This window comes from Stenotrophomonas nitritireducens (genome assembly GCF_050984405.1).
GTDB classification, from domain to species: domain Bacteria; phylum Pseudomonadota; class Gammaproteobacteria; order Xanthomonadales; family Xanthomonadaceae; genus Stenotrophomonas; species Stenotrophomonas nitritireducens_B.
Map to the genome: position 1 here is coordinate 1,220,001 of NZ_CP158790.1, position 12,509 is coordinate 1,232,509.

7 protein-coding genes, 2 rRNA genes, 1 pseudogene and 1 riboswitch (1 of these 11 only partly in view) are annotated in these 12,509 nt (G+C 65.9%); of the genes and pseudogenes, 6 read left to right on the forward strand and 4 right to left on the reverse strand.

Features of this window, described 5'->3' with window-relative positions; translation table 11 throughout:
• Together ABTV91_RS05100 and rrf are read left to right on the forward strand one after the other, a co-directional pair.
• Window positions 1-2,159: ribosomal RNA gene (locus tag ABTV91_RS05100) — 23S ribosomal RNA — on the forward strand (it extends 719 nt beyond the left edge of the window).
• Between the two features lie 168 nt (window positions 2,160-2,327).
• Window positions 2,328-2,442: ribosomal RNA gene (gene rrf / locus ABTV91_RS05105) — 5S ribosomal RNA — on the forward strand.
• Between the two features lie 212 nt (window positions 2,443-2,654).
• Here the strand turns inward: rrf and ABTV91_RS05110 are convergent.
• From ABTV91_RS05110 to fabA, 3 genes and pseudogenes are all read right to left on the reverse strand, one after another.
• Window positions 2,655-2,828, reverse strand: a pseudogene (locus tag ABTV91_RS05110) (methylglyoxal synthase); the annotation flags it as partial.
• A gap of 161 nt (window positions 2,829-2,989) precedes the next feature.
• On the reverse strand, window positions 2,990-4,198 hold the full coding sequence (gene fabB, locus ABTV91_RS05115) for a beta-ketoacyl-ACP synthase I (protein WP_433853526.1): 1,209 nt from the start codon (window positions 4,196-4,198) through the stop codon (window positions 2,990-2,992).
• A complete protein-coding gene (gene fabA / locus ABTV91_RS05120) occupies window positions 4,198-4,713 on the reverse strand; it encodes a 3-hydroxyacyl-[acyl-carrier-protein] dehydratase FabA (protein ID WP_433853527.1) in 516 nt (171 codons plus the stop codon). The genes fabB and fabA overlap by 1 nt, the downstream gene beginning before the upstream one ends.
• Before the next feature lie 199 nt (window positions 4,714-4,912).
• Between fabA and dinB the strand changes: the two genes are divergently transcribed.
• The 4 genes from dinB (at window position 4,913) to ABTV91_RS05140 (ending at window position 10,035) form a co-directional block, all read left to right on the forward strand.
• Complete coding sequence (dinB, locus tag ABTV91_RS05125; protein ID WP_433853528.1) at window positions 4,913-5,989, forward strand: DNA polymerase IV; 1,077 nt, start codon at window positions 4,913-4,915, stop codon at window positions 5,987-5,989.
• Window positions 5,990-6,041: 52 nt separating this feature from the next.
• Window positions 6,042-6,689, forward strand: coding sequence for a phosphoglycolate phosphatase (locus tag ABTV91_RS05130; protein WP_433853529.1), 648 nt, complete (start codon window positions 6,042-6,044; stop codon window positions 6,687-6,689).
• 152 nt (window positions 6,690-6,841) lie between these two features.
• A complete protein-coding gene (locus ABTV91_RS05135) occupies window positions 6,842-9,085 on the forward strand; it encodes a TonB-dependent siderophore receptor (RefSeq protein WP_433853530.1) in 2,244 nt (747 codons plus the stop codon).
• A gap of 41 nt (window positions 9,086-9,126) precedes the next feature.
• Window positions 9,127-10,035, forward strand: a complete 909-nt coding sequence (locus ABTV91_RS05140) for an alpha/beta hydrolase (RefSeq protein ID WP_433853531.1) — start codon at window positions 9,127-9,129, stop codon at window positions 10,033-10,035.
• A 257-nt stretch (window positions 10,036-10,292) separates the two neighbouring features.
• Here the strand turns inward: ABTV91_RS05140 and btuB are convergent, their stop codons facing one another.
• A complete protein-coding gene (btuB, locus tag ABTV91_RS05145; protein ID WP_433853532.1) occupies window positions 10,293-12,149 on the reverse strand; it encodes a TonB-dependent vitamin B12 receptor in 1,857 nt (618 codons plus the stop codon).
• A 115-nt stretch (window positions 12,150-12,264) separates the two neighbouring features.
• A riboswitch (cobalamin riboswitch) is annotated at window positions 12,265-12,506 on the reverse strand.
• Window positions 12,507-12,509: the final 3 nt, after the last annotated feature.

Sequence of the window (12,509 nt, forward strand, 5' to 3'; positions counted from 1 at the left end):
CACTCCCGTTGCAAAGGTAGGGGATGAGGTGTGATTAGGAGTGAAAAGCTAATCGAACCCGGAGATAGCTGGTTCTCCTCGAAAGCTATTTAGGTAGCGCCTCATATGTATCCTCTCGGGGGTAGAGCACTGTTATGGCTAGGGGGTCATCGCGACTTACCAAACCATTGCAAACTCCGAATACCGAGACGGACTGTATGGGAGACACACGGCGGGTGCTAACGTCCGTCGTGAAAAGGGAAACAACCCAGACCCACAGCTAAGGTCCCAAATTTTGTGCTAAGTGGAAAACCATGTGGAAAGGCACAGACAGCCAGGAGGTTGGCTTAGAAGCAGCCACCCTTTAAAGAAAGCGTAATAGCTCACTGGTCGAGTCGGTCTGCGGGGAAGATTTAACGGGGCTAAGCACAGAACCGAAGCTTGGGGTGCATAACTTTGTTATGCGCGGTAGAGGAGCGTTCCGTAAGCCTGTGAAGGTGAGTTGAGAAGCTTGCTGGAGGTATCGGAAGTGCGAATGCTGACATGAGTAACGATAATGCGGGTGAAAAACCCGCACGCCGAAAGCCCAAGGTTTCCTTGCGCAACGTTAATCGGCGCAGGGTGAGTCGGCCCCTAAGGCGAGGCAGAAATGCGTAGTCGATGGGAAGCAGGTTAATATTCCTGCACCTCGCGTAAGTGCGATGGAGGGACGGAGAAGGTTAGGTGTACCAGGCGTTGGTTGTCCTGGGGAAAGGCGGTAGGTTTGGATCTTTGGCAAATCCGGGATCCTTCAAGACCGAGCACCGAGACGAGTCTTTAAGACGAAGTCACTGATACCACGCTTCCAGGAAAAGCTCCTAAGCTTCAGCTTACGCAGACCGTACCGTAAACCGACACAGGTGGGTAGGATGAGAATTCTCAGGCGCTTGAGAGAACTCGGGTGAAGGAACTAGGCAACATGGCACCGTAACTTCGGGAGAAGGTGCACCATTGCCGGTGGCCCATGCGGGCTATAGCTGGCGATGGTCGAAGTGACCAGGCCGCTGCGACTGTTTATCAAAAACACAGCACTCTGCAAACACGAAAGTGGACGTATAGGGTGTGACGCCTGCCCGGTGCTGGAAGGTTAATTGATGGGGTCAGCCGCAAGGCGAAGCTCTTGATCGAAGCCCCAGTAAACGGCGGCCGTAACTATAACGGTCCTAAGGTAGCGAAATTCCTTGTCGGGTAAGTTCCGACCTGCACGAATGGCGTAACGACAGCGGCGCTGTCTCCACCCGAGACTCAGTGAAATTGAAATCGCTGTGAAGATGCAGCGTTCCCGTGGCAAGACGGAAAGACCCCGTGAACCTTTACTATAGCTTTACACTGAACGTTGAGTTCGTCTGTGTAGGATAGGTGGGAGGCTATGAAACTGTGGCGCCAGCTGCAGTGGAGCCATCCTTGAAATACCACCCTGTCGTGCTTGACGTTCTAACCTAGGCCCGTTATCCGGGTCGGGGACCGTGTATGGTGGGTAGTTTGACTGGGGCGGTCTCCTCCTAAAGAGTAACGGAGGAGCTCGAAGGTACGCTCAGCGCGGTCGGACATCGCGCACTGTGTGCAAAGGCATAAGCGTGCTTGACTGCAAGATCGACGGATCAAGCAGGTACGAAAGTAGGACTTAGTGATCCGGTGGTTCTGTATGGAAGGGCCATCGCTCAACGGATAAAAGGTACTCCGGGGATAACAGGCTGATACCGCCCAAGAGTTCATATCGACGGCGGTGTTTGGCACCTCGATGTCGGCTCATCACATCCTGGGGCTGTAGTCGGTCCCAAGGGTATGGCTGTTCGCCATTTAAAGTGGTACGCGAGCTGGGTTCAGAACGTCGTGAGACAGTTCGGTCCCTATCTGCCATGGGCGTTGGAAGTTTGAGAGGGGCTGCTCCTAGTACGAGAGGACCGGAGTGGACGAACCTCTGGTGTTCCGGTTGTCACGCCAGTGGCATTGCCGGGTAGCTATGTTCGGAAGCGATAACCGCTGAAAGCATCTAAGCGGGAAGCGCGCCTCAAGATGAGACTTCCCGGGGCACAAGCCCCCTGAAGGAACCATGTAGACTACGTGGTTGATAGGTCAGGTGTGTAAGCGCGGCAACGCGTTGAGCTAACTGATACTAATGATCCGTGTGGCTTGACCATATAACCTCAAGTTGCCTTGGCCGACATGACATGTCGATGGACCCAAGTGCACGCTACGTCACAAGAACCTACGAGAGGCTGGCGCTTGTATGCGCTTCCCTGCGCAAGAGCCCGCACATCCATGTGCGGACTCTTCAAGAGAAGCGATAGCGACCCTCCAACCCTCTCCCTGGTGAAATTAGCGCTGTGGAACCACCCGATCCCATCCCGAACTCGGAAGTGAAACGCAGCTGCGCCGATGGTAGTGTGGCTCAAGCCATGCGAGAGTAGGTCATCGCCAGGGTTTTTACCCCCAAACCCCCGCTGCATACGCAGCGGGGGTTTGCTTTTGCGTGCGGGAAAAACATCGGGACATCGCGTGACAGGATGGCCGGGTGTCTGGAAGCGGGAATAACCCTCAGGCGCGGCCAGACGCGCGATTGGCCAGACGTCGACCAGAAGCTCAAACAGCAACGGCACCTCACGGTGCCGTTGCTGCCTGCGGCGCCCTGAAGATCAGCGCTGCTGCGAGCGCTGACGCGCCGCAATGGCCCAGCGGGCGGCCAGATTGGGCGCAGTTATACACACCGCCTTGTCCGTCACCGTGGTCACCGCCCGCTCCAGCAACTGGATGTCCGCCTCGTGCTGACGCGCCACGTGCGGGTCCTCGAAGAAAATCGCACGCTGGCGGTGTTTCTTGAAGTGCTTCTCAGCCATCACCTGCAGGCCGGGCTGCTGAACGGGATCCTAGTGAGCGAAGGGCCTCTTGGGTTAGATCAACGCCAGCCGCGCATACGACAACGGCGCCCATAGGCGCCGTTGCTTCAATCGCTGTCGCTGGAACGCGAAGATCACACCCGGCCGAATACCAGCGTTGCGTTCGTGCCGCCGAAGCCGAAGCTGTTGGACATCACCGTCTCCAGCGCCGCCTCCCGCGTCTGACGCAGGATCGGGAAGTCCTCGGCCCGCGCGTCCAGCGTCTCGATGTTGGCAGAGCCCGCCATGAAGCCATCGCGCAACATCAACAGGCAGAAGATCGCCTCGTGCACGCTGGCGGCGCCCAGCGAGTGGCCCGACAGCGCCTTGGTCGAGGAGAGCGGCGGCACCTTGTCGCCAAAGACCTCGCGCACCGCGCCCAGTTCGGTGATGTCGCCCAGCGGCGTCGAGGTGCCGTGGGTATTGAGGTAGTCGATGGGGCGGTCGATGCCGGCCAGCGCCATGTTCATGCAGCGCACCGCGCCTTCGCCCGAAGGGGCAACCATGTCCGCGCCGTCGGAGGTCACGCCGTAACCGATCAGCTCGGCGTGGATGCGCGCGCCGCGCGCGATAGCATGGTCGTAGTCTTCCAGCACCAGCATGCCGGCGCCGCCGGCGATGACGAAGCCGTCGCGGTTGGCGTCATAGGGACGCGACGCGGAAGCCGGGGTTTCGTTGAAGCCGGTGGACAGCGCACCCATGGCGTCGAACATCACGCTCATCGACCAGTGCAGATCCTCGCCGCCGCCGGCGAATACGACATCCTGCGCGCCGTGGCGGATCAGGTCGGCCGCGGCGCCGATGCAGTGCGCCGAGGTGGCGCAGGCAGCGGACAGCGAGTAGCTCAGACCCTTGATGCTGAAGGCGGTGGCCAGGTTGGCCGACACCGTCGAGCACATCGTGCGCGGCACCATGTACGGGCCGACCTTGCGCACGCCACGGTTGCGCAGCAGGTCGGCGGCCTCCACCTGCCACTGGCTGGAGCCACCGCCGGAACCGGCGATCAGGCCGGTGCGCACGTTGCTGACCTGCGCCTCGTCCAGGCCGGCGTCGGCGATGGCGTCGCGCAGGGCGATGTAGCTGTAGGCCGCCGCGTCGCTCATGAAGCGCTTGAGCTTGCGGTCGATCTGCGCGTCCAGGTCGATGTCGACGCGGCCGCCTACCTGGCTGCGCAGGCCGGCTTCGGCGTGGTCGGGCAGGGCGACGATGCCGGAACGGCCTTCGCGCAGGGCGCTGGAAACGGTGTCCAGATCGTTGCCGAGGCAGGAGTTGATCCCCATGCCGGTAATGACGACGCGACGCATCAGAAGCTCTCGGTGGAGGTGAACAGGCCCACGCGCAGGTCCTTGGCGGTGTAGATCTCGCGGCCGTCGACCAGCATGCGGGCGTCGGCCTGGGCCATCACCAGCTTGCGGTTGATCACGCGGGAGATGTCGATTTCGTACTGGACCAGCTTGGCATCCGGCAGGACCTGGCCGGTGAACTTGACCTCGCCGCAACCCAGCGCGCGGCCGCGGCCTTCGGCTCCCAGCCAGGTCAGGAAGAAGCCGGTGAGCTGCCACATCGCGTCCAGGCCCAAGCAGCCGGGCATCACCGGGTCGCCGATGAAGTGGCAGCCAAAGAACCACAGGTCCGGGCGGATATCCAGCTCTGCCCGTACCAGGCCCTTGCCATGCGGACCACCCTCGTCGCGGATGTCGGTGATGCGATCGAACATCAGCATCGGGTCGTTGGGGAGGCGGCCCTTGTTGGGCCCGAACAGCTCGCCGCGCGCACTGGCCAGCAGTTGTTCGCGCGAGAACGCATTGAGACGGTTCATCGAAGCGGTAATCCGGAGCACGAAAACGTGGGTTAACGACCGAGCATGCATGATGCGCGGGCGTTCAATCAACAGTTTTAACCGTACGCATCCGTAGTGTTGTCGTAAAAAGCCGACATGTTCACGGTAGATCGTACCGGTGCGTATGGAAGGCCGGGCTATCATGGCTTCCTTCCGTACTGTGGTCCCGCCCCTTCGCATGCGCAAGATCATCCACATCGACATGGACGCGTTCTACGCGTCGGTCGAGCAGCGGGACGATCCGGCGTTGCGGGGCAGGCCGGTGGTGGTGGCATGGCGCGGGAACCGCTCGGTGGTGTGCGCGGCGTCCTATGAGGCGCGGAAGTTCGGCGTGCGCTCGGCGATGCCGGCGGTGCGCGCCGAGCGGCTGTGTCCGGACGCGGTGTTCGTGCCGCCGGACTTCGCCCGCTACAAGGCCGTGTCGCGGCAGATCCGCGAGATCTTCCTGCAGCACACCCCGCTGGTCGAGCCGCTGTCGCTGGACGAGGCCTATCTGGACGTGACCGATTCGCCGACCTGCGATGGCATCGCCACCGAAATCGCGCGCACCATCCGCGCGCAGATCCGCGAGACGACCTCGCTCACCGCCTCGGCCGGGATCGCGCCGAACAAGTTCCTGGCCAAGATCGCCTCGGACTGGCGCAAGCCCGATGGCCAGTTCGTGGTGACGCCCGCACGCGTGGAGCAGTTCCTGACGCCGCTGCCGGTGAGCCGGGTGCCCGGTGTGGGCAAGGTGATGGAAGGCCGCCTGGCGGCGCTGGGCATCGCCACCGTCGGCGACCTGCGCGGCCTGCCGCTGGAGCAACTGGAGGCGCTGTTCGGTACGTTCGGGCAGCGCCTGTACCGGCGCGCGCGCGGCATCGACGAGCGGCCGGTGGAGCCGGACCAGCCGGTGCAGTCGATCTCCTCGGAGGACACCTTCAGCGAGGATCTGCCGTTGGGCGAGTTCGACGAAATGATCGCGCAGCTGGCGGCGCGGACCTGGCGCGCGACCGGGCGCACCGAACGCGTCGGCCATACCGTGGTGCTCAAGCTGAAAACCGCGCAGTTCCGCATCCTCACCCGCAGCTTCACACCCGATGCGCCGCCGGCCTCGGAGGAGGAACTGCGCGACATCGCGTTGGCCCTGTGCCAGCGCGTACAGCTGCCGCCGGAAACGCGCTACCGGCTGGTGGGCGTGGGCCTGTCCGGCTTCCGCGACCGCGAGGATTCGGTGATACAGGGCGATCTGTTCCGCGATGTAACCGTCGACTGACGCGCGTCCACGCCCCGTTACAATCGGCGGCTTCCTGTCGTGGAGTGGAAGTGTGGGCATCGCAGCGCTGGTATTCGACCTGGACGGCACGCTGGTGGACAGCGCCGAGGACATCGCCGAGGCGGTCAACCGCACGCTGGACGAGCTGTCGCTGCCGCGCGTATCCGAGGCGACGGTCCGCAGCTGGATCGGTGAAGGCGTGCGCCGGCTGGTGAGCACCGCGCTGGCGCATGCCGGCAGCGAACGCTCGCTGGACGAGGTGATGCCCACCTTCATGCGCCACTACCGCGACTGCCTGCTGCGCAGCCCACGCCTGTACGACGGCGTGACCGAAGCGCTGCAGCAGCTGCAGGCGCATGGCCTGCCGATGGCGATCTGCACCAACAAGCCGTCGGCGCTGGTCCCGCCGCTGCTCGACCACTTGGGCATCGCCGGGTACTTCGCGCACATCGTCGGCGGCGACACGCTGCCGCAGCGCAAGCCCGACGCCGAGCCGCTGCTGCATGCGGCGCAGTTGCTGGGACAGGCGCCGGCGCAGTGCCTGATGGTCGGCGACTCGGCCACCGACCTCGGCGCCGCGAACGCCGCCGGCATGCCGATCGTGCTGGTGCGTTACGGCTACCCGCGCGACCTGGATCTGGAATCGGCCGATGCGGTCGCGGTGATCGACGACCTGCGACAACTGGTCGCATGCGTCTGAGCGGTAATAGCCCCTGGATCAGATGAGAGTAATTCTCGTTTGATGTAGAATGCGCGGCATCCGTGGCGATGCCGTTGCGCACGCCACGTCATCGCTGAAACGTCGCACCTCGAGCCGTCGCCAGAGGTCTATCCCCTGTCGAGAGGCTTTGCATGTCCCGTGATCCCCGATCGCGGCGGGTGCTGCGCACCCAGCCGTTCCGCCGTCATCCGCTTGCCGCCGCGCTGCTGCTGTCCCTGCTGGCCGCAGGCCCGGCCCTGGCCGACGAAGCGCCGGACGCCACCGACATCGACACCGTGCACGTCACCGCCGAGCAGATCGCGCGACAGGCGCTGGGCACGTCGGTGATCACCACGGTGGATCTGGAGCGCATGCCGCCGGCCAACGACCTGTCCGAGGTCATCCGCCGCATGCCGGGCATCAACCTCACCGGCAACACCGCTTCCGGCGCCTACGGCAACTTCCGCCAGATCGACATCCGCGGCATGGGCCCGGAGAACACGCTGATCCTGGTGGACGGGCGCCCGGTCAGCGCACGCGATTCGGTGCGCATGGGCCGCAGCGGAGAGCGCAACAGCCGCGGCGACAGCAACTGGGTGCCGGCCGAGGCGGTGGAACGCATCGAGGTGCTGCGCGGCCCCGCGGCGGCGCGCTATGGCTCCGGCGCGTCCGGCGGCGTGGTCAACATCATCACCAGGCGGCCGACCGGCGACCTGGCCGGCTCGCTCACCCTGTACGGCAGCGTGCCCGAACACGGCGACGAAGGCGGCAGCAAGCGCGCCGGCTTCCAGCTGTCGGGCCCGCTGGGCGAGCGTCTCTCGTTCCGGCTGTACGGCAACGCGGGCAAGACCGATGCCGATTCGCTGTACCTCAACCAGGATTTCGCCACCGGCGTGACCCCGCCGGCGGGGCGCGAGGGCGTGCGCAACCGCGACATCAGCGGCCTGCTGCGCTACGACGTCAACGAGGCGCACGTGCTGGAACTGGATGCCAGCGTCAGCCGCCAGGGCAACATCTATTCCGGCGAGCGCGGCGTCGCCGGCGATGGCTTCCAGCGCCTGAACGACCTGTACGGCGCGGAGACCAACATCATGTTGCGGCGCGCGTTCGGGCTGACCCACCGCGGCAGCTACGACTGGGGCACATCACGGCTCAGCGCCGCTTACGACCACACCGACAACACCCGCCTGGACGAAGGCCTGGCCGGCGGCCCGGAAGGCTCGATCAACGCAGGCGCATCCTTCTCCACCTCGGAACTGGCCTCCACCCGCATCGATGGCGAGATCAACCTGCCGCTGGCCTGGGGCGGCATCGAGCAGGTCGCCACGCTCGGTTTCGAATACCGCGACATGCGCCTGGACGACCCGTACTCGATGACCCAGAGCGCGGGCAGCGGCGGTGGCATCCCCGGCGTGGGCGAAGGCCGCCCGGGTAGGAGCGACCAGCAGTTCGCCGCGCTCTATGCCGAGGACAATCTGTATCTGGGCGAGCGCTGGACCGTCACGCCGGGCGTACGTTTCGACCACCACTCGCAGTTCGGCAACAACTGGAGCCCCAGCCTCAACGTGCAGTTCAGGCTGGCCGGAGACTGGGCGCTGAAGGGCGGCATCGCGCGTGCGTTCAAGGCGCCCAACCTGTATCAGGCCAACCCGAACTACCTGTACTACACCCGCGGCAACGGCTGCCCGGTACTCAGCCCGAACATGGGCTCGGGCTGCTATGTGATGGGCAACGCCGGTCTCGACCCGGAAACCAGCGTCAACAAGGAAATCGGCATCGAGTGGGCGCCGGACGGCGGCTGGCATGCGTCGTTGACCTATTTCCACAACGACTACAAGGACAAGATCGTCGCCGGCCAGGAGCGCATCGGCCTGACCCACGATACGAAGGGCCAGGTGTTCCAGTGGAGCAATGCGCCGCGCGCGGTCATCCGCGGCATGGAGGGCAACCTGAAGGTGCCGCTGCTGGCCGGCGGCGACGTGCTGTCGTGGAATACCAACGTCACCTGGATGATAGAGAACGAGGACAAAGCCAGCGGCCAGCCGCTGTCGATCATCCCGCGCTATACCGTCAACACCTTCCTGGACTGGCAGCCGGGCCAGCGCTGGTCGTTCCTGCTCACCGGTACCTTCTATGGCAGGCAGGAAGCCGCCACGCAGTCCAGCACCACCGGTGCGCCGCTGCCGCCGGATACGCGCGATGCCTACGATCTGTGGAGCCTCAGCGGGCAGTACCGGGTCACCCCCGACGTGCGGCTGGGCGCGGGCGTGGCCAATCTGTTCGACAGGCGCCTGTTCCGCGAAGGCACCACCAGTACCAGCGCCACCGGCGCAGGCGCGGCGACCTACAACGAACCCGGGCGCAATTTCTGGGTGAACCTGACGGTCGGCTTCTGATGGGTAGGACGGTTCGGGCGGCCGGCTGGATCGCACGCACGGTGCTGCTTCTCGTCATGCTGCCGACCGCCGCCCCGGCAGGAGCGCAGCCCGACCCCGGCGTGCGCGTCGGCCGGACCGTGGCCGACGCGCGGCTGCACGGCTACCGCTTCGAGCGGCTGTCCATCGCCTCTGCCGACGGGCAGCGCCGCTACCGCGTGCACCTGGCGGTGCCGACAGCCACAGCGCCAGCGCGTGGTTTCCCGGTGGCCTGCATGCTCGATGGCAACGCGGTGCTGATGGCGCTGGAGGCGCCGCTGCTGGAGCAACTGGCGGCCAGCGCACGGCCACCGGTGCTGGTCCTCATCGCCCACGACAACGACCTGCGCATCGACGGCCCGGCGCGCACGCTGGACTACACGCCGCGGCGTGGCGATGGAGCAGGCGAGGAGTTCGACGCGAGCGGCAACGGCCGCCGCAGCGGTGGCGCCGATGCGTTCCTCGCGCTGATCGTCGAGCGGATCCTGCCGGCGGTGCGGCAACGCGTCGCCATCGACGAGGGCAGGCGCATGCTGTGGGGGCATTCCTATGGCGGCCTGTTCGCGCTGCACGCGATCACCACGCGCCCGGACGCCTTCACCGATTACGTGGCTGTCGATCCGTCGCTGTGGTGGGGCGAGGGCTTCATTGTCGGGGAGATGGAGCGCGCCGCGCAGCGGCATCCTGCCATGCCGGCACGGCTGTGGTTGATGCAGGGCATGCCGGTGGATTCCCGCCGCGGCGGCAAGGTGGGCCCAGGCGGGCGCGGTGCGGGCAATGCCGAGGCCGGCAGGCGGCTGGACGCGGCATTGCCCGACATGCGCGGCCTGGAGGTGCGTCGCGTGCCGCTGCCCGGTCTGGAGCATGGGCAGACATTGGCTGCCGCCATCGCGCCGGCGCTCCAGGCGTTGGCGGCTGATGCCTCGCCGTAACACCGTGCATGCCCCGGCGATGGCTTTGCCGGTGATGCCAAGCGGGGCAGGCCCTGCTTCTACGGGCAGGTCGTTGCGGTGGACCTGGCGCCGGGATATCCAAGCACCTGCCCGTCGGAGTCGATCCGCCCTTGTCCGGCCTGCAGCCAGGCAGATCCTTCGCCCCATGGCGTGCCATCGCACACAGGTATCCGCCTGAAACAACAACGCCCCGGCATGGCGGCCGGGGCGTTGGCGGATCCGCTGCCGCCGTTGCTTCAGAGCGAGCGGTAGCGCAGCGTCAGCTGGTACTCGCGGCCGGGCTGGTTGTACCAGGCCACGGTTTCATACGCGCGGTCGAACACGTTGGCGGCCCTGGCCTGCAGGCTCCATGCCTCGTTGATGGCGTACTCCACGCGCAGGTCCACCGTGCCGTAGCCGGCCAGGCGCAGGCTGTTGGCGGCGTTGTCGAAGCGGTGGCCGGTGCCGGTGGCGGTCACGCCCACGCGCAGCGCGCCGAAGCCGCGGTCAACGTCGAGGCGGCCGCTGGTGCGGGCGCGGCGCGGCAGCCAGTTGTCGTAGCTGGTCGCGCCGCTGGTGTGGTCGCGCGGATCGGTGAAGCTGGCCTGGGCGTTGATGTCGAACCCGGCCAGCGATACGAAGCCGGTCAGTTCGGCGCCGCGGATGCGCGCCTTGGCGATGTTGTACGGCGTGTAGGTGCTGTCCAGCGCGATCAGCTGGTCGACGCGGGTCTCGTAGGCGTTGAAGGTCCAGTTCCAGCCGTCGGCGTACTGCGCGAGGCCGACGTTGACGCTCTTGGACTCTTCCGGCTTCAGCGCCGGATTGCTCGACCACGGGTAATACAGGTCGTTGAAGGTCGGCGCCTTGAAACCGCTGCCGGCGCTGGCGGTCAGGCGCAGGCCGTTGCCGAAGGCGAAGCCGTAGCCGAGGCTGCCGGTGGTGTGGTTGCCGAACTGTTCGTTGTCGTCGTTGCGCACGCTGGCCTGCAGCGAGTGCGCGCCGAAGCGGCCCTGGTACTCGGCGAACACGCCGGTGTTGTCGCGGCTGTCGATCGCATAGGCGGTGGTGCTGGTGACCTCGTCCTTCTGCCAGTCGGCGCCGGCGGTCAGCTGCTGGCCCTCGGCGAACAGGAAATCGCCCTGCACGCTGGCGGTGTCGCGGCGCGTGTCGAAGGTGGAAACGAAGCTGCGCTGGCCGGCCTGGACGTAGTAGCTGTCGGCCTGATCGTTGTTGCGGCCGACCTGGGCGGACAGGCGGAAGGCGTCGCCCGGCGTCCACAGCAGCTTGCCGCCGAACACCTGCTGGTGGTTGTCGGCCTCGTTGCCGCTGTAGATGCTGCCGTCGTACTCGTTGCGGCTGGCGGCATCGAGCACGTGGCCTTCCACGCTCAGGGTCTGCGTCAGCGCATAACCGCCGCGCACGTTGAGCGAGGTGTTGCGGTAGCCGTCGCGGTCGGGCTCGTCGACATAGCAGCCTTGGAACAGCGCGGCCGAGCCGTTGCAGGCGTTGATGCCGTCGGTCTTCTGCCAGGCGCCCTGCGCCGATACCCAGCCGCGCTCGCCGCGGTTGCTGAAACCGGCGCTGGCCTGGCGCAGGTTGTGGCTGCCGGCGGTCAGCGCCAGGTTCTGCTGCAGACCCTTGCCGGCGCTGCGGGTGAAGATCTGGATGACGCCGCCGATCGCCTCGGAGCCGTACAGGCTCGAACGCGGCCCGCGCACGATCTCCACGCGCTCGATCTGGTCGATGGGCAGGTCCTGCAGCGTCGGCATGCCGTTGGTGGCCGCGCCGATGCGCACGCCGTCGACCAGCACCAGCACCTGGTTGGAGGCGGTCCCGCGCATGAACAGCGAGGTGATCTTGCCGGGGCCGCCCTGGTTGGCGAAATCCAGGCCGGCGCGGCCGCGCAGCAGGTCCAGCAGCGAACCGGCCTGGCTGCGGTCGATCTGGTCGCGGTCGATCACCTGCACCGGCACCACGCTGTCGGCGATGGAAACCGGCGTGCGGGTGGCGGTGACGATCACGTCGTCGAGTTCGGTGGGTGCCTGTTCGGCGGCGGCGACGCCCGGCAGCGCGAGCGCCAGGGCGAGGGAAAGGGTGTGGTACGGCAGTTTCATGGGAACTCCTGGATCCGCGCGCTCCCGCGCGGACGGACGGTGGGGGCTGCCAGGAGAAGGGGATACGACGGAGCGCGCGCACGGCGTCACTGCCGCCGCCATGCCCTCCGCATCGCAACCAGTCGGCTTCCGGGCCGGTCTCCGGGCTCGCAGGCGAAGCGCATCGACGCTTCCGTCCAGGCGCCTTCCCGTGCGATGGATGCACAGTGGCGGTATGCCTGGCCTTGTCCTGCTTACCGTTGCGGGGGCAGCGCCGGACTGGCGCCAGCAGGGCATTCCCTGGCAGGCGCGGCACCGGCTTCCCGTTTCAACCGGCCGGAGCGAGTCCGGCCGGTCACCCGAAAGTGCGCGCATTCTATG